Here is a 25,390-nt window from a genome sequence, read left to right as displayed (position 1 = left end):
CAAATTTACTTAAAAAAGGTCATTAATCTATCGGTAAAATCCTGTGGTGGCAGGCATGGGCGATTGGTTTTCATGTTAATGAATACGAGCAGCGTTTCGCCGGTATTAATAAGTTCGCCTTTGGGGTTTGTAAGTTCGTACCTGAAATGGATGCGGATGCCTGGCAGCTTATCCATGATCACCCTGATGCTGATCTCCTCGTCATATAAAGCAGGCTTTAGGTATTTGCATTGAAGCTCGAGCACAGGCATCATAATGCCCGATTCTTCCATGCCTTTATAAGTAAGGCCAAGACTGCGAAGCATCTCCACACGGCCTACTTCATAAAATTCGGCATAGTTACCGTAATACATATAGCCCATCTGGTCGGTTTCGCCATAGCGCACCCGTATTTTAGTAGTGTGCTCAAACATTACCTTCGGATGTTACGCTCGTTAAGGGCTTGCTGAAATTTATGCGCGTTCACCAGGTGGTCGGCCACGTTAGTTGCAAATGCATGATAGCCTGAAAAATCGGCTTTAGCACACATGTAAATGTAATCGCTCTTTTGATAGTTTAACACTGCTTTCACCGCGTTAACCGATGGCATCATGATAGGACCTGGGGGCAAACCTGTATGCAGGTAAGTATTATATGGCGAGTTATATGAAAGGTAGCGGGTAAGCACGCGTTTTATAGTAAAGTCGTTCAGTGCAAAGATCACGGTAGGGTCGGCCTCCAGTTTCATTCCTTTTTTAAGACGATTAAGGTATAAACCTGCTACGGCGGGCATTTCATCATCATGCAGCGCTTCAGCATCAACTATTGATGCCAGGACAGATACTTCTTGTGGGGTTAAGTTTATTGCAGCAGCCAGTTGTTTACGTTCAGGTGTCCAAAAAGCCTGATAGTGGTCGTACATTCGTTTGAAGAACTTTTCCGGGCTCGTATTCCAGTACATCTGGTATGAGTCGGGCATGATCACGGTATAAACGTTATCGGTAGTAAAACCATATTTACTTACAAAACTCGCCGAATCAAGCAGCCGGATAATCGCCATTGAATCCGGTTCAATCTTTTTCGAGATAAATCCCGCAAACTGTTCTTTAAGCCGCAATCCGTGAAATTCAACTCTAACAGGCTCTTGTGTACCTGAGGCCAGCATATTGATGAGCTTGCGGTTCCCCATACCTTCATGCAGGCGATATTTACCTGGTTTTACACGGGTAATATAATTCATATTACGGGCGGCCCAGCCAAATGAAGCAGTATCTTTCACTGTGCCCTCATCTTGTATGGTTTTAAAAACATCGCCAAAAGTAGCGCCGGTGTGAATGTATAAGTACTCCTGTTTATCCGTAACGTTGGGGCCAAAGTATTTGAGGTAATAATTGAAACCTGTAAAGCCTAAAAGCACAACGATAATGATTACCAGCGCTATAATAATTTTTTTCAGCATGCCTGATCCTTGTTTTTCCGCGGTCATGATATTGAATAGATGGTGTTTGTTGTATTTATTTTAATTTTTGAACGGCAACTAATCCGCCGCTTAAATTACGCACGTTGTTATAGCCATGCCGCTCCAATATGTTTTGTGCAGTTTCGCTCCTTAAACCAACTTTGCACATAACGATTATCTCATCTGTTTTGTTGTAGGGTAAACTGTTAAGCGTATTCTCCAAATTTGAAAGTGGTATATTATCACCACCTATATTATAAGTATGGAATTCAATAACCTCGCGCACGTCGAGCAGGTTAAGGCTTTCACCCTTGCTTAAGCGCTCAAGCAGTTCGGAAGCTTTAATTTGCCGGTGGAGCTGCATCGGTTTTGGTGCCTTGTGAAACAGTAAGATTTATACGCGTGCCAATACTTGTTTTGCTTAACGAATCGGTCTTCATCGGGTACTGCGAAACAACAACCACATTGGTGGAATCGGTAATAGTCCCCTGGTAAGTAATGATCCCAACGGTTAAGCCGGCGCCTTTTATAGCAAATCGGGCGGCATCAAGGTCAAGGTTTACAAGTTCCGGTATTTCCACTTCGCTTGCACCCTCACCATCGCCCAAAACCAAATCTATTCTTGAGCCTTTGGGGATCTTGGTACCTGGTTTTATCACTTGTCCGCCAAAACGTACCTCCAGGATCCGGTCGCGGGCAATATCCGAACGGTACGTTGTATCGCCCAGTTTTAAGCCATAATTTGATATGGTAGCTATAGCTTCGCGATAATTGCTTTGTTCAAGATCGGGCAAAGCTACATTTGGTGCCTGCAGGGTTACCATGGTAAGGTAAATTACCCGGCTTTCTTTAACGTTGGTCCCGGGATCCGGGTCTTGTTCAACGATAGTACCAGGGGCCACGTCCTGTACATACACAGAATCTATTTTATAGCCAAATCCCTGCTCTTTTAAAATATCCATAGCTTTATCAATGGAAAGACCTTTAAGCTTTGGTACGGGTATGCCCGAACCATGACGGGTATAATAACCAAGGCTAAAAAAAGCTATTAAAACAACGGCTATCACGGTTACAATAGCCATTAATAAGTTATTCCGGAATGATTTTGATTTTAAGTAAGCCCCAAATTTGCTCATCAGTATATGTAAGGGTATCCTTTTTAATTAAGTATCAAACATAGGAATTATTTTGGATATGGGTGTTAGGATGTCGGATTTCGGATGTTCGATTTCGGAATTAATTATTATAGAATTTCAGGAGTTTTAGACTCAAAATTTAAACTTTAGTATTATTTGCAATGATATTTATTCTAATTTCGACTTCGAAATCAGGTCGCTTTCGTTGCTCCTGGAAATAAATTCGAAATCGAACATCCGAAATCCGAAATAAAATGAGTCTTAAAAATATTGCCCTTTTGGCCGGAGGCTTTACCGGCGAATATGAAGTATCCCTTAACAGTGCAAAAAATATTGCGGCTAACCTGGCATCAAACAGCAACTATAAGGTTTATACTATATTAATTACCCGCGACAGATGGTTTTTTGAAGCAGATGATGCAACAGTTGATGTTGACAAGAATGATTTTACCATCACCCTTAATCAGGAAAAAATAAAGTTCGACTTTGCCTTCATCACCATTCATGGCAGCCCCGGCGAGGATGGAAAGCTGCAGGGCTATTTTGATATGCTTGGCATCCCTTATAATACCTGCGATGCCACAACATCGGCCATTACCATGAACAAGGCTTATACCAAAGCTATCGTGAACGGGATCCATGGCTTGCATACCGCACATTCCATGCGTTTATTTGAGCGCGATGTGCATGACGTTGCCACCATAGCAGCTAATTTGAAATTTCCGTTGTTTGTTAAACCTAATAATGGTGGCAGCAGCGTGGGTATGAGCAAGGTTCAAAACATAGCCGGCCTGCCAGAAGCATTGAACAGGGCATTTCAGGAAGATGCTCAGGTGTTAGTAGAAGAATTTATTAAAGGCCGCGAGTTCAGTATTGGTATAGCACGCCTGCACGGTAAAATAAAGGTATTACCTGCTACAGAAATTATAACCTCAAAAGATTTTTTTGATTACGAGGCGAAATATACTTCTGGTGTAACACAAGAAATAACTCCGGCCGACCTTTCGGCTGAAAAGGTTAAAGAAATTGCTGGCATAGTTACCGAGGTGTATACCCGCCTCAACTGCCGCGGCATGGCCAGGATCGACTTTATTTTGCTTGAAGGCAGTAATGATTTTTATTTTATTGAGATCAACACCACACCAGGCCAGTCTGCCGCCAGTTTGATTCCGCAACAGGTGAGGGCTGCAGGTATGGATGTTGGCGAATTTTATAGCGCGCTTATTGAGGGAGCCACGTTATAATTTCGGAATTGAGGATTTCGATTTCGGATTTTATTTTGAATTCATATTTTAAGAGGCGCCTTTGATGCGTCTCTTTTAGTGTAACAACAAATTCATTTTGTTATCAAAGCAACGATGCTGCAATTTCAAAACTTTATAAAATCATACGGTAATTACCCTGCTTTAAAAATTGAGAGCCTGCAATTGGAGGGCGGCATTTACTGGATAAAAGGAGTAAACGGATCTGGCAAAAGCACCCTGCTAAAATCCATTGCCGGCATCCTGGCGTTTAATGGCGACATATTGCTTGGTGATAATATCAGCATAAAAAAACAACCGGTGGCTTACCGTAAGCTGGTTAATTTTGCTGAAGCCGAGCCGGTGTTTCCAGATTTTTTAACAGGTACTGAAATGGTCAGGCTGTTTGCTGATGCTAAAGACGCCCCGGCAGGACAGGAAGATAGGTACATTAAAAGTATGGGAATACAAAGTTTTGTCGACCGCCCGGTTGGCACTTACAGCAGCGGTATGATGAAAAAGCTTTCCCTGCTACTTGCCTTTTTGGGCAAGCCCAAATTGATCCTGCTCGATGAACCTTTGATCACTATTGATACGGCCTCGTTAGCAACATTAAATAGTTGGATAAGGGAAAGGTACGAGCAGGAGGGAACCGGCTTTTTACTGTCATCGCACCAGATACTTGAGAATGGCTCATTACCCGTATCAGGTGAACTTCTCGTCGAAGATCAAACGTTAAAGTTTATCAGTTGATGAAATCGCTAACCAATGTATTGTTAAAGATTTTTGCAAACGGTTTTTTCCGGGTGCATGCCGGGATTTTGCTATTTATATTTTTGGCAATGGTTGGCGTAGTGCCTCCCCAATATTTAATAGGCTATCACAAAGCACTGATGCTGGCTATGGACAGCAGTTCGGTTGTAATGATCCTGGTGTTTATAAGCTGGTTTATTTATGCCGTTAAAAGCTGGCATTACGTATCCGGGCAAATCTTTGCCCCCAGTCAACATTTTTTATTTTATAGCAGCAATGCCCTGAGCAAAGGGAAACAAATAATAAGCTGGTTTTGGGTACAGGCCGCTGTATTATCGCCGGTAATATTGTACGCAGTTATCGCTGTGGGGGTGGGTTTTTCCAATCATTATTATTTATTTCCGGTTTGCATTTTACTGTATTTAACCGCCTTAACTTATTTAAGTGCAGTTATTTATACAAAGCAAATTAACGGACTTGTTGATGGCAATGATCAATCTATATTATTAAAACTAAGCAGCAAATGGCGTAAACCTTATTTCAGCCTTTACGTTTACCACCTGTTAGATAAGCGCAAGGTTCCATACCTCATTACCAAGGCGCTTTCCTGGCTTATCATCACTGGGGTGTTTTACGTGTTTGCTGATGTAAAAACTGATGTCCGTGTTGCCGGTATAGCAATCCTTGCTGTTATAACGGCACATATTGTATTGATATTTGAGGAAAGGAAATTTGAAGAGAACGGCCTTTGCTTTTCCCGCAATTTGCCTTATAGCAGGCCACAGCTATTTCTAAATTTTATAGGCGTCTATTTCATTCTACTCATCCCCGAAAGTATCTGGCTGTTCAGCAGATTTAACTTGCTAATGGCTATTGAACTGCTGTTTGTTGGCTTAAGCACCGCGATGCTGTTTCATTGCCTGCTTTACTGGTTTGGCCTTAATATGGATAAGTACTTGCAATGGATCCTGGGGTTATTTATTGTATTGTTCTGGATCATTATGTTCAAGCTACTTTGGGTGCTGGTTCCTTTAAACTTTGGTATTGCTTACTGGCTGTTTTACAGTAACTATTACAAGTTTGAGGGCGTGGCAAGCGATAAGTTGTAACCTTTTAAAGCTGCGCTTTCACCATCCTGTCCCTGCCGCTCATATCTTTTCTTAACTCAATGTTTTTAAATCCTTTACCAGTTAATAGCTCAACAGTTTCATTGCCTAAATTTTCATTGATCTCGAAGAAAAGCAAGCCGCCGGCAATCAAATTACTGAGTGAAAAATCGGCTATGGCCCGGTAAAATATCAGCGGATCATGTTCTGGTACAAACAAAGCAGTATGTGGCTCAAAATCTGTAACATTACTATGCATCTGCTTTTTATCATCAAGCGTAACATAAGGAGGGTTGCTTACAATGATATTATATTGAGCCTCTTCTTTATTATGCTCAATATTTAAAATATCAGCCAGAATAAAATTAACCTCAACTTCATTTAATAAAGCATTTTCTTTGGCGGTTTCCAAAGCTCCTTCGGATATATCTATCGCAGAAACATCCGCATTTGCCAAATTCTTTTTCAGGCTGATGGCGATACACCCGCTACCGGTACCGATATCCAGCACAGAAAACCTTTCACCTTTTGCCTTTAACCTTTCGCCTTCTAAAATCCATTCCACCAGTTCCTCAGTTTCCGGGCGCGGGATCAGCACATATGGGTTTACTTTAAATGGCAAGCCAAAAAACTCGGTGATACCAAAAATGTATTGAATGGGTCTGCCTGTTTTTAGTTCGGCAAGGATGTTTTTCGCCTGTTCCGACTGTTCAGCAGTTAACGCTCTTTCGGGGAATGCCTTAACAGATGCCCTTGATAAACCGGTAACTTCGGCAATAACAAACAGCGTAATAGCTTCGGTTTCATTAGTATCATAAATGCCATTTATCTGCTGCCTGTAATCTTCAAAAACATCCTTAATCGTAATCATGCAACAAAGTAACATAAAAGCTACTTTTGCAGCATGCTTGAACATGAAAAATATATGCGCCGTTGTTTGGAGCTTGCTCAATTGGGTGCAGGATACGTTAGTCCGAACCCTATGGTTGGCGCGGTAGTAGTTCATGATGGCAAAATAATAGGAGAGGGCTATCATCAGAAATACGGCCAGGCCCATGCCGAAGTTAACGCTATTGAACAGGTTACGCAAAGGTTTGATAACTATGCCCAACTGCTGAAAAACTCGATTATATATGTTTCATTAGAGCCTTGTGCGCACTATGGTAAAACGCCGCCCTGCGCCGATCTGATCATCAAACATCAAATCCCTGAAGTGATTGTTGGTTGCCGCGACCCATTTGCTCAGGTCGACGGAAAAGGTATTGAAAAATTGCAGGCTGCCGGCATTCAAGTAGTAACCGGCGTATTAGAACAGGAATGTCAATGGCTTAATCGTCGCTTTTTTACCAAGGTACAAAAGCACAGGCCATATATTATATTAAAATGGGCACAAACACAGGATGGCTTTTTTGCTCCGGCTGATGGCAGCCAGTTCTGGATCACCGGCCCCGAATCACGCAAGCTAGTGCACAAGTGGCGTAGTGAAGAAGATGCTATACTGGTAGGCAAAAACACGGTACTAAGTGATAACCCGCAATTAAATACCCGTTACTGGGATGGCCCATCACCCAAACGTGTGGTGATAGATCGAAGGCTGGAACTAAATAAAGGGTTGAATGTATTTGATCAGTCGGCCGAAACGTTAATATTTAACGAGCTTAAGTTTGATGTTGACGGCAAAAACAGGTATATAGCACTGGAAGATTTTGAACGCTTTGTGCCTCAATATATTTTATACCAGTTATACCTGCAGGATATCCAATCGGTTATTATTGAAGGCGGCGCGCGTACACTTGATGCTTTTATTGAGGCTGGCATTTGGGATGAGGCACGGATATTTACCGGTGATAAAGTTTTGAACAAGGGCATAAAAGCACCGCAAATAACAGGTATACTTGCCGATGAATATCCTGTAGGCGCCGATCGCCTCCAATTGTTATACAATAAGCCGGTTATATAAATGCTGTTCGTTTTTTTAAGTATTTGCTGTAGTGTTATCGTTTCCATTTTGCTGAAACTGGCAAAACGCTACCATGTGGACGTTTACCAGGCCATTACCTGGAATTACTCTATGGCTGTTCTGCTCACCTGGTTCTTTTTTAAACCACAGCTGAGCATTATCCAAAACGGGCCTGTTTATAATTACGTGGCCCTGGGCATCCTGTTTCCCGCTATATTTGTAATCATGGCAAACTCGGTGCGCAAGGCCGGTATTGTTCGTACAGACGTAGCGCAACGCTTATCCCTGTTTATCCCCATACTGGCAGCATTTGTTTTATTTGGCGAAGCCACCGGCACAATTAAAGCAATTGGCATTATACTGGCCTTCATTGCTATCATTTGCTCTATACCCTGGCAAAAATCTGCCGGTAATAAAGTTGAAAAGGGATCATGGATTTACCTGTTAATTGTTTTCCTCGGTTTTGGCGTAATTGATGTATTGCTAAAACAGCTTACCAAGGTAAATAATGTGCCTTTTACCACAGCCATTTTTGTCATCTTTATTATTGCGTTTATATTAACCCTTGCTGGTTTGATTTACCAGGTATCCGCAAAAAAATGAAATTTTCATTGCCGCATATCCTCATAGGCTGGGTATTAGGGATAGCCAACTTTGGCAATATCCTGTTTTACTTAAAGGCGCACCAGGCGCTGGCGAACAGCCCTTCGGCAGTGTTTTCGTCGGTAAATATTGGCGTTATTGTGGTTGGTACGCTGGTTGGCATCTTTGTATTTAAAGAGAAACTGAGCCTGCTTAATAAAATCGGCATAGCTATAGCGGTGCTTGCTATTATCATTATTTATTTCCCGCAAACATTGGGCTTCCTGCACCTGTAATATTTTTGAATGCTTTTTGACGATACTTATAAAACCATAGAAAACCCTGCCGAAGGTGTTTTTCGCGACCGCGGCAGCAAGTTCCTGGCCTATGCTTATCCCATCGGTTCTGAAAATGATATCAAGGCAATAGTTGCCCGACTAAAATCAGAACATCCCAAAGCCAATCACCATTGCTGGGCTATGCGCTTAACCATCGACCGTTCGGTGTTCAGGGTTAACGATGACGGTGAGCCTTCAGGTACTGCGGGTCGACCAATCCTGAATACACTGCTGTCAAAAGACCTTACCAATCTCCTGGTTGTGGTAGTCCGATATTTCGGCGGCACCTTATTAGGGGTTCCGGGTTTGATTAATGCTTATAAAGCAGCCACAGAGGATGCATTAAACCACTCGGTTATCATTTCAAAAACGGTAAATGACGTATACACTATCTCATTTGATTATTTGCAAATGAATGATGTGATGCGGATCATTAAGGAAGAGGGCCTTGGTGTACTTAATCAGCAATTTGACAATGATTGCAGTATCCAGCTTTCTATCCGAAAAACGCAGGTTGAGCAGGCGCTTTTTAAATTAAGCAAGGTGAACGGTTCGCAGGTTAAATACAACCACAGTATCTAACTATTCCATTACAACAGCCACTTTAGGCACTCTTTTTGTGTCCATTTAATTCCTTAATTGTGGTCTAATTGTTTTAATTTAGTCGGGTATGCAATCTTTTGAATTAGATAAAACCGACCTGCTCCGCATTAAAACAGCGCTCGAAGCCGATGATGCTGAGTTAGAGAATGTTCTGAAGGAATATCACGCCTCGGAGATTGCTATACTATTTGAAAAACTTCAGCAGGAAGAAAAAGAAAGGATCATCAATATCCTCCCGGCCGACGTCGCTTCGGAAGTTTTATCCGAAATGGACGAAGAGCATGGCCCTGCCGAATTGCTTGTAAACCTCGATCCTGAAAAACGTACCGAGATAGTTGAAGAGCTTGATTATGATGATGCTACCGACATCATTTCCCAGTTGGATGAAGAACACCAGGAAGAGATCTTAGAAGACCTCGATCATGAAGATGCCAGCAGCATCCGGGCATTGATGACCTATGCCGAAGATACTGCCGGTGGTTTGATGAACTCCGAGATTATCAAGGTAAACATCAACTTGGATAAAAAGGATGCGCTTGATGAGATCATCCGACAATCGGAAGAGATGGAAGAGTTTTATACCATCTGCGTAGTTGATAATGACGATATACTGAAAGGGATTCTCTCCATTAAAACAGTTATCAAGGCCCGCGCCGATGCCCGCATCAGCGATTTGGTAACTACCGATTTTGTTTATGTAAAAGCCGAGCTTGACCAGGAAGAGGTAGCCCGCCTCATCAAGCAATATAACCTTACTAGTATCCCGGTTGTTGATGATCACATGAAACTGCTCGGACGCGTTACGGTGGATGATATTATAGACGTAATGGAAGAGGAAAACACCGAGGACATCCTGAAGATCTCCGGTGTATCTGAAGATGAAGAATTGAGCGGTAACTGGCTGGAGGCAGTAAAAAGCCGTTTGCCATGGCTGGTGATCAACCTGGGCACAGCATTCCTTGCTGCATCCATTATCCGAACATTTGATTCGACAGTTGCCAAGCTTTCCATTATCTCGGCTTATATGACCATTATAGCAGGTATGGGTGGCAATGCCGCCACACAGGCATTGGCGGTAACTGTAAGGCGTATTTCGTTAAGCGATCTTTCCGACAAACAAGCCTATAACACCGTATTAAAAGAGTTTTTAGTAGGCCTGATCAACGGCGCCGCCAATGGGCTCATCGTGTTTATAGTAGCGTTCTTTTACGATGCCAATCCGCTGCTTGGCCTGGTATTGTTCTTAGCCATGACAGGCAACCTGATCATAGCAGGCTTAACAGGCGCTTCCATCCCGTTGATATTGAAAAGGGTAGGGATTGACCCCGCAGTAGCATCATCCATCATCATCACTACTTTTACCGATTGTATTGGGTTTTTATTACCGCTTTGGTTGGCTACCAAGCTTTTGTTGAAGTAATATATCCCGCCGGTTATGCCTGTCCCCACAGCAACTCATAAGGAGATAGCGTAGTTTCGAACCCCGGAAGCACTAAGCTGCCAAATATTTAAAACCTTGTTATATAGCCAGTTTCTTTTTGAGGGCTGTCAAAATGTTATATTTATAAATAATCTTTGAATATTTGCGTGTTTACAATAACTCAATAACATTGTTGGGACGAATTTAATCTGAAACTGATGACAGAAGTTAGACATAACTGGACTAAAGAAGAAATAGCCGAAATATACCATACACCATTGCTTGATCTTGTATACAAGGCCGCTACAATCCACCGCGAGAATAAAGATTATGCAGAAGTGCAAATCAGTTCTTTGATCTCGATAAAAACAGGCGGATGTTCTGAAGATTGTGCTTACTGCCCGCAGGCTGCCCGTTATAATACGGGTGTAAATGTACATGCCATAATGCCGAAAGATGAAGTAATTGCTGCTGCCGAAAAGGCAAAAGCCGGAGGTGCATCACGTTTGTGTATGGGGGCGGCCTGGCGCGAGGTTCGTGATAACCGCGATTTTGATAAGGTAATTGATATGGTTAAAGCGGTGAACAGCCTTGATATGGAAGTGTGCTGTACCCTTGGCATGCTTACCGAAAGCCAGGCGCAACGTTTGGCCGATGCCGGTTTATATGCCTACAATCATAACCTTGATACATCCGAAGAAGATTACAAACGGATCATCACCACCCGTACCTATGATGAGCGTCTTAAAACGCTTGAACATGTGCGCAAAGCGAAGATCACCGTATGCAGCGGCGGCATCATTGGCTTGGGTGAAACGGTAGAGGACAGGGTATCCATGCTCAAAACATTGTCGAACCTGCCCAAACACCCCGAATCAGTGCCTATTAATGCTTTAGTGCCGGTAGCAGGAACTCCGTTAGCCGATCAGCCCCGTGTTTCTGTTTGGGATATGGTTAGGATGGTGGCCACAACAAGGATCATTATGCCTAAAACCGTAGTGCGTTTATCTGCCGGTCGTACGGAGATGAGTACGGTTGAACAGGCTTTCTGTTTTATGGCAGGAGCTAATTCAATTTTTGCCGGCGAAAAGCTGCTTACCACGCCAAACCCATCATTTGATACCGATATGGCTATGTTTGAATTGCTTGGTTTATCGCCGCGTAAAGCTTTCAAAAATGGCCGGCCTAATGAAGTTAATAAAGAAGAAGTTGAAGTTGCGGGCTAATAGCGCTTTCAGATAAAACAAAAGGAGCCGTAGCAAAATGCATGGCTCCTTTTGTTTTAATAGGATCTTTTACATTAATATCAGAGATTCTATTAGTCTCTCATATTAATATATTGCAATGGCTGGCCAAAATCCTCCGCGCGGCAAAGGCTGATAACAGATTGCAGGTCGTCAATCTTCTTTCCTTGCACCCGCACCTGATCGTCCATGATAGAGGCTTGCACTTTAAGGCCGCTATCTTTAATTTTCTTTACTATTTTTTTAGCAGCTTCCTTATCTATGCCTTCCCTGATCTTGATTTCCTTGCGAATCATGTTGCCCGATGCATATTGCTCTTTGCCAAAATCCAGCGCTTTGGGATCAAGATGTTGTTTAACCATCCGGCTTATGATGCTGTCTTGTATGGCTTTAAGGCGCATATCGTTTTCAGTAACTATGGTAACCTGGTTTGTTTTTTTATCAAGGTCAATAGTGCTTTTTGAATCGTTAAAGTCGTAACGGTTCAGGATCTCTTTTTTGGCGGTATTTATCGCGTTATCAAGCGTTTGCCCGTCTATTTTACTAACTATATCAAATGTAGGCATAAGTAGTGTGTTGGTTATAAATGTTTTGCAAAACTAATGTATTGTAAACATACAGCGCAATATTGCAACAAATTGTTTAATTTCTGCAATAAATAATGATGAATGAAAACAGGTTAATTCCTCATGAGTTAATATTAAGTTAACAAATAAATAAGCAGATTTGTAACATCTGGCTGTAAAGCGAGAAATTTTTATGGATAAACAGGTTCCCTTAATTAACAGAGAAATAAGCTGGCTATATTTTAACGATAGGGTTTTGCAGGAAGCGGCCGACCCGACCGTTCCCCTGATAGACCGGATTAGGTTCTTAGCTATATTTTCATCTAACCTCGACAGAATTTTACAGGGTGAGGGTTGCCACACTAAGCCGTTTAGCTGCACTTAATGAAAAATCGAAAGAGATACTTGGTTATAATCCTAAAAAGATACTTAACCAGATCAAGAATATTGTAGTAAGGCAGGAACGCAAATTCAACAACCTGTACGAAAACATCATTGTTAAACAGCTGGCCGAAGAAAAGATCTTCATCCTGAATGATAAACAGCTTAACGTAACCCGAGGTACTTTCGTTAAAAATTATTTCAGGGAGAAGCTGTTGGCTACATTGGTGCCTATTATGCTTAATGACACCTTACCGCTGCCTGAGCTTAGGGACAGGGCCGTTTACTTTTTTGTAAAGCTTACCACCAATAAAAAAACAAGGTTTGCCCTTATTGAGTTTCCGGATAACCTTTCGCGTTTTGTTAAACTGCCCGATACCAATAACCTGAAATTCATTATTTTGCTTGATGATATTATCAGGTACAGTTTGGAGGATATCTTTTTCATTTTTGAACATGATAGCATAGAGGCTTACTCCATCCAGCTTACCCGCGACGCGGAGCTTGACCTGGATAAAGAGGTGAGCGAAAAATTTGTAGATTCATTGGCCAAGAGCCTTCAAAAGCGCAAAAAAGGTAAACCGATGCGTTTGTTGTATGACTCAGAGATGCCTATGGATATGCTGAAATACCTGGTAGGCAAAATGGGCCTGCATGGCGAAAGTCTTATCCCGGGTAACAGGTACCATAATTTCAAAAATTTTATTTCGTTCCCCAACGTTGGTGGGCCGGAGCTTGAGTATAGCAAATATATAGCACTCCCTGTGGCCGACCTTTCATTCGGTAAAAGCCTTATAGGGCTCATCGCCAAAAAGGATTACCTGGTAAGTACACCTTATCAATCGTATGATTACGTGATCCATTTTTTGCGCGAGGCCGCAATAGACCCTAAGGTAAAAGAGATTAGCATTGCAGTATATCGTTTGGCCGAAAACTCAAGAGTGGTCCATGCTTTAATAAATGCCGCTAAAAACGGCAAAAAGGTAAACTGCCTTGTAGAGTTAAGGGCCCGCTTTGATGAGCAAAACAATATTCACTGGAGTAACAGGCTTGAAGAGGAGGGTGTAACAGTATTGTACGGTGTACCCGGTTATAAGGTGCACTCGAAAATATGTTTGGTTAGCCGTACCGAAAAAGGTAAGCTGGCTTATTATGCCTGCCTTTCAACCGGTAATTTTAATGAAAAAACAGCGCAGATCTATGCCGATCACACCTTGTTTACAGCTAATAAAAAAATCACCGATGACCTGGTAAATGTTTTTAAAGCAATTAATAAGGGATTATTGCCTAAGGGGCTCAAAAGCCTCATCGTGTCGCCAATTGACTCGCGGCCTGCCATTTACAGGCTAATAGATAACGAGATCAAAAACGCCAAAGCCGGCAAACAGGCATATATGATCCTGAAGATGAACAGCCTTGCTGATGAAGATCTCATTAGCAAGTTATACCAGGCCAGTAATGCAGGCGTAAAGATCAAAATGATCATCAGGGGGATGTGCTGCTTAATTGCCGGTGTGAAGGGTTATAGCGAAAATATAGAGGTGATTAGTATTGTAGATAAATATCTTGAACACGCCCGGGTGCATATTTATTGCAATGGCGGCAAGGAGCTCATCTACCTTACATCGGCCGATTTCATGACCCGAAATATTGACAACCGTGTTGAAGTTGGCTTCCCGATATATGATGAAAAACTACAACAGGAGATAAGGGATATTATTGATATCCAGCTTGAAGATAATACCAAAGCACGTGAAATCAACAGCCAGAACACCAACAAATACCACAAAACAAACTCGCCCGAAAGCCACCGGGCGCAAATTGAAATATATAATTATTTAAAAAATAAAACGAAATAACATTGAGATACGCCGCTATTGATATAGGTTCAAACGCCGTGAGGCTGTTAATTGCCGACATAATTCAAAACACCGGATCGGTGTCGTTCAAAAAAAACACCTTGATCCGTGTTCCGTTGCGTTTGGGAGACGATGCTTTTATCCAGCAGCATATATCTGAGAAAAAACGACAGAGCTGGTAAAATCAATGGTTGCTTTTCGTAACCTGATGGATGTATATAAGGTTACCGATTATTTAGCCTGTGCAACATCGGCCATGCGCGAAGCCAAAAACGGAGAAGATGTTGTAAAGCTGATTAAGGATGAAGCTAACATCGATATTGAAATTGTACATGGATCTAAAGAAGCCAGTATCATTTATGCCAGTCATGCCGAGCAAAACATCGATAAAAGCAAAAACTACCTTTATATTGACGTAGGCGGCGGCAGTACAGAGCTTTCGCTGTTTTCGGCAGGGGAGCTGATCGTTTCGCGTTCGTTTAATATTGGCACCATCCGCATTCTTGATAACCAGGACACCGAAGAAACCTGGAACGAAATGAAGGATTTTGTGCGCGACAATACCCGTAACTTTAAGCAATTATCAGGCATAGGTACCGGCGGCAACATTAATAAACTGTTCAGGCTATCCGAAGAAAAAGAAGATATGCCGCTAACTTTTGCTAAACTAAGATCACTATATACCTACCTGAGCTCTTTTTCATTAAAAGACAGGATCAACGTACTTGGCCTAAACCAGGATAGGGCCGATGTAATTATTCCTGCCTGTGAAATTTACCTTACGGTAATGAAAAATGCCAACATTAAAAACATATATGTGCCCAGGGTAGGTATGGTTGACGGAATTATCCAAACTTTAATAGAAAAAAATATTCAATAAACAGGTTAAAATTATTTTAACAAATTGTTTAATAATTTAAAAAGTGTTATTATATTTGTAGTGCCCTCTCAAGGGCATGTTTTTCATAGGTAGATGTAGGGTCGGGTACAAGTTATTCGACCCTTTTTTGTGCCCCTAACTTTTTGTGTGTTTGGGTTGTTGAAGGAGTAATTATGAAGAAAAAGATAGTTGTTGCTATTACGGGCGCCAGTGGCTCAATATATGCCAGTCTGCTGCTAAAAAAACTAACTCAATTGCAGGATCAAATTGCCGAAGTGGGCGTTGTTATGTCAGATAATGCCAAAGATGTTTGGAAGTTTGAACTCGGCAACGAAGAATACAGCCGGTTCCCTTTTAAATTTTACGCCAAAAATGACTTCATGGCACCCTTTGCTTCGGGTTCGGCAAAGTTTGATACCATGATAATTGTTCCATGCTCAATGGGGACGCTTGGAAGGATAGCAGGAGGGATCTCTGACGATTTGATCACCCGTGCGGCCGACGTGATCCTTAAAGAGCGCCGTAAGCTGGTATTGGTAGCCCGTGACACGCCGCTCAATCTGATCCATATCCGTAACATGGCAACTGTTACGGAAGCAGGTGGGATCATATGTCCGGCGATTCCATCATATTACAGCAAGCCCCAAACTATAGAAGAGCTGGCTATGACAGTAGTAAACCGGGTTATTGATTTAATAGGGCTGGAAAGTAAAAGCTATGAGTGGAAGGGGATCTGAATTCCACATCGTTTCTGTTAAGCAATTGCGGTTACGTGCCGTTTTAATTACCCGGAATATATCCGAACTTTAACGGGTAGCCCGTCTAATGGAAAACTACAAAGGTATTTCTATTATCACTGTAAATTCTTATGCGGTTAGTTAAGTTTGTTAGGGTATCCTTACCAAAGGGGGCAGCCCCTATTACGGGGTATAAAGCCGCATTAGAAAGTAAGGCGATTTTTTTATTAGGTCATTCATCCGTGATAATACCATAAACGACGAAACAAAATCACGCTACTACCACAAAAGTAACTTGTTTTTTTCGTTTATCTTACAGGAAAACATTTTTATGATCCCATGATTTGTATGGGGCAATATTGTAAATTTGGGACACTCCTTACACTTATCAAATAATTTGAATCCGGATATATTCCATGTTAACTTATCCCATGTGGCTGCCATGGCAACCCTGTTTTCGGGTTTTACGCTTGCATTGCTTTTAGCTTTCGCAAAAAGACAAGGCCAAAGAGCTAATCTGTTTTTAAGTGTCGCTTTAACTGTAATTGTACTGAAGACTGGCGGGCTTTCGCCGTTTTTTTACCGGCGCTGGGACCGTTGTTGTATCTTTATGTACGGCAACTAACATCTCCCAACCTGAAATTTAACCGAAATGATCTCCTTCATTTTTGCCCCATGTTGGTTACATATTGGATACCGGGATGGCTGGTGCTAATATCTGTTGTTATTTATTTATACATGTCGCACCGGTTGATCCAGCAATTTTATAAACGCTTGCAGCCAACACTAATGGATAGATCGCGGCTTACCTTCCGCCCATTGGAAAAAACCATTTACTTGCTCGGGTTGCTTTGCGTGTTATGGCTGTTTAACGACGCTTTGAGTTTTATCGTTGCTTTTGTACTCATTGGTGTGGCGGCCGAAGTGATGCTAAAATTAGATGATGGCACAGAAATGGCCATGCCGCTAACCGATAGATATATCGCAAGGGAAAAAAGCCGCAGACTAAAGGAAGCTGTAGCCTCAAACCGTTTTTACGAGGATGCCGAATTAACGTTAACCACCCTGGCCATAAAGTTGAATATCCATCCGCACGATTTATCACGGATCATTAATGTGGGAATGGGCAAGAACTTCAACGACTTTATTAATGAGTTCAGGGTTCGTGAAACTGCCCGGAAGATGAGGGACCCCGCACACGCCCATCTCACGTTACTGGGAATAGCCTACGAGTCGGGGTTTAACTCCCAGAGAACCTTCAACCGCGTTTTCAAAGAGATGACCGGCAAAACCCCGGCGGAATATAAAAATAGCCTAAAAAAGAGTTGCCAAATGATAAGTTGGCCATTCTCTCACACTTACAGCCGGTAATATTGCGTTCAGGAAGCCCACCCAATTGGGCTTCTGTAATATTAAACCGCAATTATATGTTTAAAAACTATTTAAAAATAGCGCTTCGCACGCTGGCCAAGCAAAAGACATTATCGTTCATTAACATATTTGGCTTGTCTGTTGGAATAGCCTGTTTCAACCTATTCATGCTTTATGCTATCAATGAATTTAGTTTTGATGGGTTTCACAAAAATGCTGCTAACACTTACCTTGTTTTAGACAAAAATGGGAAAGAAAACGTAAAGGCACTTGCAGGAGTCATTTATACTCCTATGCCCCTGGGGCCTGCCATGAAACAGGAACTGCCGGGAGTAGAGAATTATGTCCGTTATATTCAGCCTTATGAAACATTTATAAAAATAAAAAATGACGCGAGACGGGAGAATATTGCTTATGCCGATTCCTCGTTCTTCAATGTGTTTTCGTTTAAATTTAAATACGGGAATGCCAAATCGGCTATCAGTGGTTTGCACAGCATGGTTTTAACCGAAGAAACCGCTAATAGGTTATTTGGTAAAACAAATGCCATTGGTCAATCATTCCAGGTAAAGATTGGCGATGTGTTTGAAACTTTTACAGTTACGGCTATAGCAGCAAATCCGCCATCTAATTCTTCCTTCCAATACAGCATGCTTGCCAACTTTGATTGTTTTGGTAACACAAAATCAGGGAAAATGGGCGCACATGACTGGTGGATGAATATATTTGTCACCGTGGTTCAGCTAAAGCCCGGAAGCAAACTGGCGAATAACAACAAGTTGCTGGCAAATTTCTGGCACAGGCATTTTCCAGATGCAGGATCAGGCGGGTATAACCTGGTGCCAATCAGGGATGTGCATACAAGCCCGGCGTTGATGGGTATTAAGGTCCCGCCTGTCGATCCAAAATCGATTTGGATATTACTAAGTATCGCTGCCGGTGTATTATTAATCGCCTGTATTAATTTTACAACGCTTTCCATAGGCCGTTCAGCAAACCGCGCAAAAGAGGTAGGCGTCCGCAAAGTTATTGGCGGCACCAAAAAGGCTTTAGTAGTTCAGTTTTTAACAGAATCATTTTTGCTTGCTGTCTTTTCGACGCTGATAGGCCTCGCACTTGTATACCTGCTTTTGCCATACTTCAACCAATTGTCAGGCAGGGAGCTGAGTTTCTCTTTTAAGCAATTTCCACAGTTGACCGGCCTTATTGCCGGCTTAATACTGATTGTTCCCCTGCTCTCAGGATGCTACCCGGCGTTAATATTGTCAGGCTTTAATACGGTGGACGCGTTGAAGGCTAAAATTAAGTTAGGCGGCGCGAATTTTTTCACAAAAGCATTAGTCACTTTTCAGTTTGTACTTTCCGCAGTGCTGATTGTTTCTGCTATAATCATCATGCAGCAGTTACACTACATGGAATCAAGAAATCCTGGTTTTAGTAAAGAGAATGTACTTGTTGTGCAAACATTCGGCGTTCCGGATACTAAACATCTATTCCAGCTTTTTAAACAGGAAGTTTCCGGCCATCCCGGTGTTTCGGTTTTAGCCAGCGCCGACAACGGCCTAGGTGAACATGAGGGGACCGGTTTTACAGATTTTAGTTACCAGGGTAAGTCTATTAATACAAAGCAATTTCACGTCGACGCCAACTACATACCTACATTGGGAATGCAACTGGTTGCAGGAAGAAATTTTAACCCGGCAATTACTTCGGATACTGTGAACGCAGTGATCATTAATGAATCTATGATGAGGGAATTAGGATGGAAGCCTGAAAACAGTACTGGTCGCCAATTGGAAGGCTATGGGAAGCTTGGCTTTAAAAACCCTACGGTGATAGGCGTGGTTCGTGATTTTAATTATGAGCCTCTTACAGATCGTGTAGCACCGGTCTTGTTTCATCAGTTCGCCAGAAACTCTGGAGGTCTTAATTTGTTTTATGTTCGCCTGCAGCCGGGTAATCCGTCGAAGGCTTTGGCAGCAGTACAATCGGCTTGGAAAAAGATTGTACCCGATTACCCTTTAGAATATAATTTTCTTGACGAAGATATAAACCGGTTCTTTAAAGCAGAAACCAGGTTGGGAAATATTATTAGCTGGATTGGTGGAATCGCTATCTTCCTGGGATGCCTGGGCCTGCTGGGGCTTTCAGCGCTTGCAGTTGCCAATCGCACCAAAGAGATCGGCATCCGCAAAGTGCTGGGGGCATCCGTTTCAGTTATCATCGGCCTTATTTCAAAAGATTTTTTAAGGCTTGTTGTATTAGCTTTATTCATTTCAACTCCAATTACGTGGTGCTTAATGAACAAATGGTTGCAGGCCTATGCATACAGGATAACTATTGAATGGTGGTTTTTTGGCATAGGTTGCATGGCAATCATTGTTGTGGCATTGCTTACCGTGTGTTTTCAGGCGATTAAAGCGGCCATAAGTAAACCGGTGAAGAGTTTGAGTACAGAGTGAGGATTCAAGTATTATTTGCCAAAGGGCTGGTGTATGCATGGTATTAGGGCTGTCGTAACAGGTATTGTAAAGTTATTAGCCAGGTAAGGTAGTGGTGTTTAATCATAAAAAAGTTGCCAATAAAATTGACAACTTACCGAGGGGGCGTTTCTTTTATTTATTGTTAAGCAGCTTTATTATAACTCCGGCATTAATAACTCTACCGTCCAACGGCGCATAAATATTTTTGAACACGGGATTAGAAATCGAGCCAGCATAAATCGTTCCCCATTTATTTTGTCGTTGATCAGTAAGATTCTCGGCATTAATGAAAATTACAAAATGCTTCCACATCTTTTGCACAAGCAGTCCGAAAGTCCAATAATCACGCCCTGTTGTGCCACCATCCAATAATTGTGAACCTGTATAAAATCCCTCAACGCCTGCCCGGAAACTGTTTTCCACTTCGTAGGTCAGGTCTGCGTTTAACTGGTGTTTGGGTGTTAATGCCTGAGCACTGCTTAACCCGTTAAAATGGCGTTGTACATTTGTATAGGTATAACCGAGGTAAATCCCTAACTCATCCATCAACAGCTTAACATTGGTTTCGGCCCCTTTGCTGATCAGGTAACCCGGAGCGTTTATAAAGGCATTGTTTTGTAATATCAAAGGGTCATTCACTTTGGTGAGGAAGAATAGGTGATTAACCTGCAAAAAAGCATCGCCTACTGCGCCCTTATAATTTACATCTGCGTTAGCACCGGCCGAACGTTCGGCTTTGGTTGCGCCAATATTTAATGGCTGCAAATACCGGTAGCCCTGTTCTTCGGCATCGTCATTAAAAATATCTGGCATCTTATAGCCCAGACCGCCGCCGACACGGCTACTCCAATGTTTACCGAGCGTGAACAGCGTGTTAACGCGTGGTAAAAGGAATAACCCGTTTGAGCTTGCAGATGACGGCGAGTTTTCGTCAAGCCGAATGCCACTTTCTACAGCTAACCATTTTGTGGGCTTGAAGGTGTTTTGAGCAAAAATTCCGTAAGTGTTGTGGCTATAGCTCAGATCTACACTTCTGTCTCGTTGCGGCAAATGATCTGTCCAAACATCCGCACCGGCTACCCAGCTTGCAATTTTGCCATTACGGACATAGTTAGCTTCGGTATAAGATGATAATTGATCGCCCTTAAATAGAAACTGCGGCTCAGCGATTGTCCTATAAAAATAGCCAACCGTACTTTTAAAGTTCAGTTGGTTGTTAGAGTCAAGCTTATGCGTGTAGGAAAACTGCGTGGAAAGACGGTCGCTTAGGTTACGCTCGAAATATTGGTGCTGATTATCCGCATGGCCGTTGATGACCTGCATATCGCCACCTAAACGATCTTCGTGCATGAAGTTAACACCAAACCAAAGTTGATCGCGGTTGCCTGGCTTTAAGAATACTTTTGGCGCAAGCGTGAAGCGATTGGTTTTAGGCACCGCGGAGAGCCCTGTATTACCCGGATCGTAAGCACCATTATAGTTATAAGAACTAAAAATTGTTGTTCCAATGAGTGTCCATTGCTGGCTGTAAAAACCGCTGGCATCGGTGCCTTTGGCTGAATTCTGGTTAAGCAATAAGGTCAATTCGGGTTTAGCCGCTGGCGTTTTGGTGATCAGGTTAACTAAACCGCCAATAGCCCCACCACCGTAAAGTGTTGATGCCGAACCTTTAATAATCTCGGCCTGCTTCAGGTTAAGCGGCGAAACCTGCACCAAGCTTAACCCACCCGAAAAGCCATCGTACATTGGCAATCCATCCTGCAATAGCTGCGTATAACGACTATCCAGCCCCTGGATGCGAAAACTTGCTGTGCCGCTTACCGCCGAAGTCGCTTGTACGTGTACACCCGTGATCTCCCCCAACAGCATTTTGATATCGCCGGGGCGCATGGTGCTTTTTTCGTCCAGTTCTTCAGCAGGCAATGCTTCGATACGGGTGGGCACATCACTGCGGTTCTGATTGGTGCGGTTGGTTTGCACCACCACCTCCGCCAATTCACCTGCCATCGGCTCCAGGTAAACTTCTATAACGGGCTCAATATTTTTGAGTGGTAACACGAAAGTTTTTTCCTGCGGCAGATAACCCACCATACTGAATTTGATCTCGTATTTTCCGGTGGGCAGGTTGAACTGAATGTGCCCGCTGCTGTCCGCAGCAGCGCCTCTTTTTAATTCGTTGATATAAGCCGTAACACCGGCTATGGACTGTTTGGTCTGGTCATCTTTGACCAGAATAGATAAAGTATGCTGTGCACGTGTGGCCACTGAAGTCAGCAGCACGGCGCATAAAAGTAAATAGCGCATGAAATAGCTTAAAACGTAAGAATTGATGATTAAGAAAATGAGGGTTTTCTTACGCTAAAGGCGGACGAAATAAAGAAGGGTGGTAATAGCTCAAAGCACCGGAGCTATGATGTAACGAAGCTGTGGTAACGGAGTCTAATGATACAGGTTCAGCCAAAAACGGGCTAACCGGTTGAATAATGGCCGCAAAGGATGGCGTGCCCTGGAATTGCAGCGCACCGGGTTTTGATGGCTGGTCATGCTGGTTATGGTTTAACAGATCTTTGCCGTTCAGCAGGTAATCACCGATGAAATCCAGCACGCCTTTTTCATCCGGTGTGACCACCTTTTCATAAGCCTGGTACATGCGCGGCAATTCGTTAAGCAGCGAGAAATCCCCCAATGGCAAAGCAATGCTGCCAAAGAGCAAATATCCGATCATCCAAAAAGCCGCGATCCTTTTGAGCATGAGCGTAAATTAACTAATAAATTCTGTAGGAAAACTGAAAAACCGTAAGCCAGATTGGCTGGCTTACGGTTCAATATCATTGACAATACATTGCATTTTCTTATTACCCCTACTGACGCTTTTCTTGCCTAAATTCCCTGACGCTGCTTTAAAGCACTTCGCTAACTCCGAAGCTGGGCCTTTAACCAGGTGATGTAAAAAGATCATGTGCTGCTCATCACCCGACATGTGATAATGTATTGCCACCACCTCAATATTGTTAGCGCGGAGGGTTCGGATCACGCTATTTACTTCCGTTTCCGGCATCGCCACAGCACCTGCGATATGTGCCTGCTCCATCGTGCCGGTAAACGAGGCCCAGGTATTTAAGCCGATATTTGGCGCCATTTCTACGCCCGTTACCTTCACTTCAGATCGGCGCGATGCCTGGTTTTAAAATTATGATAGATTATTTTGTTTACTCACGGCAATCAGGCGTGCTTATGCCGACATTCTCTTTATTATATTCATTCGGGTTTCCGATGAGGTGAGCTACGAATGCAGCTATACTCTTGCGGGAAATGGCCCCGCCGGATTCCGGCTCCCCTTTTTGGGTAATTGTAAAATCGATCTCGCTACCGTTCGTAAACCAATCTGGTCGTAAGATCGTATAGTCCAATGTTGACACTTCTATAATATCGGCAAGTTTTCTGTACGGGACGAGCATTGAACTAAGCGGTACATTGTATATACCGATTGAACTTACAGCGATAATTCGATTGACACCGGTTTCAATCATTGCTTTCACAATATTCTGAGTCATTAACTCAAGGTCACCCGCAAGATTCACATAAACAATATGTTGTCCGGCTATCGCGTCTTTAACCAATGTAAAGTTGGTGGCATCGGCTTCGATAACCCTGTGTTTGTTTCTCGCACCTTGCTGTAACCTGTTTTTGTTACGAACAAAAAGGGTTAGTTCCACGTCGTCTAGCTCTTCAATCGCATCTATCACATATGATGCAAGGCTTCCGCTTGCACCGAAAATAATTACATTTTTCATTGATATTGTTTGGCTAATTAGCGCTTTTCAGGCAAACTGCTGGCATGCATAGCCAGCAGTTTCCAGGGATGGCTTTTACCTGTTCGGGTAAACACTTCGATGTAAGAAAGCTTCAAAACAACCTTGTGGCCGTTGCTGGTTACGGTAAAGGTGCCTTTGCCGAACACTGCTCCGGTATTATCTGTTATCGCCACAACACTTTCGTCTACTATGATAGCATTGTGAACGAAATTTCCGCTTTGCAATCTGGCGATATAAGCTGCCTTCGATTGTGCTTCGCCGCTCGATCCGACAACCTGAAATTTCTTGTGAAATATTTGCTCAAGGGAATCGATTTTTCCGGCTACTTCCCACTCAAAAATGCGATCTGATAAGGAAAGTAAGTTTTTTCTTGAGCTGTTTGAGCAGAACAATCAAGCGAAACTATAATTAACAGGATTAAAATTAACGGTTTCATAAATTTAAGGTTCATGTTTATTCAGACATAGACAGCAAACCCGCATCCAGGCGGTCGCCCTGTATATTGATCTTTGACAGCTGTTCGTCGATCTCATTCAAATCTTCGGTAGTAAGTAGCAGGTCAACTGATTTAATATTGTCATCGATATAGGCGATTTTATCCATACCAGGTATCGGAACGATCCAGGACTTCTGCGCCAAAAGCCAGGCTAAAGCGATCTGAACAGGGTTCGAGTTTTTCTTAGCTGCAATATTGCGTAGCATATCTACCACAGGCATATTCGCTTTGATGTTTTCTTGGCTGAAGCGGGGGAAATTGGCCCTAAGATCTGTACTGGCGTCAAATTTTGAACTAGTATCGATAGTGCCGGTAAGAAACCCTGTACCCAATGGTCCCCACGGCACAAAGCCGATGCCCAATTCTTCGCACACAGGCAATACATCTGCTTCCGGTTCTCTCGTCCAGATGGAGTATTGATTTTGAACAGCTGCTACAGGATGTATCGCATGAGCCTTGCGAATGGTATTGGCGCTTACTTCAGAAAGTCCGTAATAACTGATCTTACCTTCCTGTATCAGGTCTTTTAATGTACCGGCGACTTCTTCAATTGGAACGGAAGGGTCAACGCGATGCTGATAGAACAGGTCAATATAATCTGTTCTTAATCTTTTGAGTGATGCCTCGGCTACCTCGCGGATGTTTTCAGGGCGGCTGTCTAATCCGGTGATTTGGTTATTTTCCAGTTTGAAGCCGAACTTTGTGGCAATGGTCACATCTTTACGGAATGGCTCTAAAGCTTCACCCACAAGTTTCTCATTAGTATAAGGCCCATAACCTTCAGCTGTATCAAAGAAAGTGATACCTCGCTCAACAGCAGCACGAATAGTAGCCAGACCATCATTGATATCGGCGGCCGGGCCGGTACCAAAACTTAAATTCATACAGCCCATACCTAACGCAGATACTTCGAGGCCGCTATTTCCTAATTTTCTTTTTATCATAATCTTGTTTTTTGCACTTGCGCGCGTTGCTGTTCTT

The 25,390-nt window shown here is 42.8% G+C and carries 24 protein-coding genes and 2 pseudogenes; 14 read left to right on the top strand and 12 right to left on the bottom strand.

Features of this window, described 5'->3' with window-relative positions; all coding sequences use genetic code 11:
* Positions 1-5 precede the first annotated feature (5 nt).
* The 4 genes from ACQ86K_RS14240 to ACQ86K_RS14225 are packed head-to-tail and all read right to left on the bottom strand — an operon-like array spanning position 6 to position 2,574.
* Entirely contained in the window at positions 6-413 is a 408-nt protein-coding gene (locus ACQ86K_RS14240; protein ID WP_091164427.1) for an acyl-CoA thioesterase, read from the bottom strand.
* Complete coding sequence (gene mltG, locus ACQ86K_RS14235; protein ID WP_091164431.1) at positions 413-1,465, bottom strand: endolytic transglycosylase MltG; 1,053 nt, start codon at positions 1,463-1,465, stop codon at positions 413-415. The genes ACQ86K_RS14240 and mltG overlap by 1 nt, the downstream gene beginning before the upstream one ends.
* A 28-nt stretch (positions 1,466-1,493) precedes the next feature.
* Positions 1,494-1,802 carry a rhodanese-like domain-containing protein gene (locus ACQ86K_RS14230; RefSeq protein ID WP_091164434.1) on the bottom strand — a complete coding sequence of 103 codons (309 nt, stop codon included), beginning with the start codon at positions 1,800-1,802 and terminating at the stop codon, positions 1,494-1,496.
* Positions 1,780-2,574: a PASTA domain-containing protein gene (locus ACQ86K_RS14225; RefSeq protein WP_090525919.1), complete on the bottom strand. Its 795-nt coding sequence runs from the start codon at positions 2,572-2,574 to the stop codon at positions 1,780-1,782. The genes ACQ86K_RS14230 and ACQ86K_RS14225 overlap by 23 nt, the downstream gene beginning before the upstream one ends.
* 254 nt (positions 2,575-2,828) lie before the next feature.
* On the opposite strand from ACQ86K_RS14225, the gene ACQ86K_RS14220 reads away from it, so the two are divergent.
* The 3 genes from ACQ86K_RS14220 to ACQ86K_RS14210 all read left to right on the top strand — a co-directional run bounded on the left by ACQ86K_RS14220 (position 2,829) and on the right by ACQ86K_RS14210 (position 5,677).
* A complete protein-coding gene (locus tag ACQ86K_RS14220; protein WP_091164440.1) occupies positions 2,829-3,818 on the top strand; it encodes a D-alanine--D-alanine ligase in 990 nt (329 codons plus the stop codon).
* A gap of 114 nt (positions 3,819-3,932) precedes the next feature.
* Complete coding sequence (locus ACQ86K_RS14215; protein WP_091164444.1) at positions 3,933-4,568, top strand: ABC transporter ATP-binding protein; 636 nt, start codon at positions 3,933-3,935, stop codon at positions 4,566-4,568.
* Complete coding sequence (locus ACQ86K_RS14210) at positions 4,568-5,677, top strand: hypothetical protein (RefSeq protein WP_091164448.1); 1,110 nt, start codon at positions 4,568-4,570, stop codon at positions 5,675-5,677. Before ACQ86K_RS14215 ends, ACQ86K_RS14210 begins: the two co-directional genes overlap by 1 nt.
* 4 nt (positions 5,678-5,681) lie before the next feature.
* On the opposite strand, the gene prmC is transcribed toward ACQ86K_RS14210, so the two are convergent.
* Positions 5,682-6,545, bottom strand: coding sequence for a peptide chain release factor N(5)-glutamine methyltransferase (gene prmC, locus ACQ86K_RS14205; protein ID WP_176844405.1), 864 nt, complete (start codon positions 6,543-6,545; stop codon positions 5,682-5,684).
* Between the two features lie 33 nt (positions 6,546-6,578).
* Between prmC and ribD the strand changes: the two genes are divergently transcribed.
* From ribD to bioB, 6 genes are all read left to right on the top strand, one after another.
* Positions 6,579-7,634, top strand: a complete 1,056-nt coding sequence (ribD, locus tag ACQ86K_RS14200; protein ID WP_431200583.1) for a bifunctional diaminohydroxyphosphoribosylaminopyrimidine deaminase/5-amino-6-(5-phosphoribosylamino)uracil reductase RibD — start codon at positions 6,579-6,581, stop codon at positions 7,632-7,634.
* Entirely contained in the window at positions 7,635-8,237 is a 603-nt protein-coding gene (locus ACQ86K_RS14195; RefSeq protein WP_431200582.1) for a hypothetical protein, read from the top strand.
* Positions 8,234-8,512 carry a hypothetical protein gene (locus ACQ86K_RS14190; RefSeq protein WP_431200581.1) on the top strand — a complete coding sequence of 93 codons (279 nt, stop codon included), beginning with the start codon at positions 8,234-8,236 and terminating at the stop codon, positions 8,510-8,512. Before ACQ86K_RS14195 ends, ACQ86K_RS14190 begins: the two co-directional genes overlap by 4 nt.
* 9 nt (positions 8,513-8,521) lie before the next feature.
* A complete protein-coding gene (locus ACQ86K_RS14185; RefSeq protein ID WP_091164463.1) occupies positions 8,522-9,136 on the top strand; it encodes an IMPACT family protein in 615 nt (204 codons plus the stop codon).
* Positions 9,137-9,224: 88 nt separating this feature from the next.
* A complete protein-coding gene (mgtE, locus tag ACQ86K_RS14180; RefSeq protein WP_090525911.1) occupies positions 9,225-10,577 on the top strand; it encodes a magnesium transporter in 1,353 nt (450 codons plus the stop codon).
* A gap of 218 nt (positions 10,578-10,795) precedes the next feature.
* On the top strand, positions 10,796-11,803 hold the full coding sequence (gene bioB / locus ACQ86K_RS14175) for a biotin synthase BioB (protein WP_090525910.1): 1,008 nt from the start codon (positions 10,796-10,798) through the stop codon (positions 11,801-11,803).
* A 92-nt stretch (positions 11,804-11,895) separates the two neighbouring features.
* Here bioB and ACQ86K_RS14170 read toward each other — a convergent pair whose 3' ends face one another.
* Complete coding sequence (locus tag ACQ86K_RS14170) at positions 11,896-12,387, bottom strand: YajQ family cyclic di-GMP-binding protein (RefSeq protein WP_090525909.1); 492 nt, start codon at positions 12,385-12,387, stop codon at positions 11,896-11,898.
* Positions 12,388-12,580: 193 nt separating this feature from the next.
* On the opposite strand from ACQ86K_RS14170, the pseudogene ppk1 reads away from it, so the two are divergent.
* From ppk1 to ACQ86K_RS14145, 5 genes and pseudogenes are all read left to right on the top strand, one after another.
* Positions 12,581-14,627 (top strand): annotated as a pseudogene (gene ppk1 / locus ACQ86K_RS14165) (polyphosphate kinase 1).
* 2 nt (positions 14,628-14,629) lie between these two features.
* Positions 14,630-15,507 (top strand): annotated as a pseudogene (locus ACQ86K_RS14160) (exopolyphosphatase).
* Positions 15,508-15,680: 173 nt separating this feature from the next.
* Entirely contained in the window at positions 15,681-16,244 is a 564-nt protein-coding gene (locus ACQ86K_RS14155) for a UbiX family flavin prenyltransferase (RefSeq protein ID WP_176844406.1), read from the top strand.
* Positions 16,245-16,919: 675 nt separating this feature from the next.
* Positions 16,920-17,615, top strand: a complete 696-nt coding sequence (locus ACQ86K_RS14150; protein WP_431200580.1) for a helix-turn-helix domain-containing protein — start codon at positions 16,920-16,922, stop codon at positions 17,613-17,615.
* 56 nt (positions 17,616-17,671) lie between these two features.
* Positions 17,672-20,077, top strand: coding sequence for an ABC transporter permease (locus tag ACQ86K_RS14145; protein ID WP_431200579.1), 2,406 nt, complete (start codon positions 17,672-17,674; stop codon positions 20,075-20,077).
* 153 nt (positions 20,078-20,230) lie between these two features.
* On the opposite strand, the gene ACQ86K_RS14140 is transcribed toward ACQ86K_RS14145, so the two are convergent.
* The 6 genes from ACQ86K_RS14140 to ACQ86K_RS14115 all read right to left on the bottom strand — a co-directional run bounded on the left by ACQ86K_RS14140 (position 20,231) and on the right by ACQ86K_RS14115 (position 25,353).
* Positions 20,231-22,378 (bottom strand): TonB-dependent receptor, encoded by a 2,148-nt coding sequence (locus tag ACQ86K_RS14140; RefSeq protein ID WP_431200578.1) that lies wholly within the window; start codon positions 22,376-22,378, stop codon positions 20,231-20,233.
* A 73-nt stretch (positions 22,379-22,451) separates the two neighbouring features.
* Positions 22,452-22,850, bottom strand: coding sequence for a hypothetical protein (locus ACQ86K_RS14135; protein ID WP_091164479.1), 399 nt, complete (start codon positions 22,848-22,850; stop codon positions 22,452-22,454).
* Between the two features lie 63 nt (positions 22,851-22,913).
* Positions 22,914-23,258 (bottom strand): DUF1259 domain-containing protein, encoded by a 345-nt coding sequence (locus tag ACQ86K_RS14130; protein ID WP_256337377.1) that lies wholly within the window; start codon positions 23,256-23,258, stop codon positions 22,914-22,916.
* A gap of 49 nt (positions 23,259-23,307) precedes the next feature.
* Complete coding sequence (locus ACQ86K_RS14125; protein WP_091164483.1) at positions 23,308-23,892, bottom strand: NAD(P)H-binding protein; 585 nt, start codon at positions 23,890-23,892, stop codon at positions 23,308-23,310.
* 17 nt (positions 23,893-23,909) lie between these two features.
* A complete protein-coding gene (locus tag ACQ86K_RS14120; RefSeq protein ID WP_431200577.1) occupies positions 23,910-24,305 on the bottom strand; it encodes a nuclear transport factor 2 family protein in 396 nt (131 codons plus the stop codon).
* 61 nt (positions 24,306-24,366) lie between these two features.
* Positions 24,367-25,353, bottom strand: coding sequence for an aldo/keto reductase (locus ACQ86K_RS14115; protein ID WP_091164490.1), 987 nt, complete (start codon positions 25,351-25,353; stop codon positions 24,367-24,369).
* Positions 25,354-25,390: the final 37 nt, after the last annotated feature.

It is taken from the genome of Mucilaginibacter sp. P19, assembly GCF_050632265.1.
Lineage (GTDB): Bacteria > Bacteroidota > Bacteroidia > Sphingobacteriales > Sphingobacteriaceae > Mucilaginibacter > Mucilaginibacter gossypii.
This window is presented reverse-complemented; position numbering and strand designations above follow the sequence as displayed.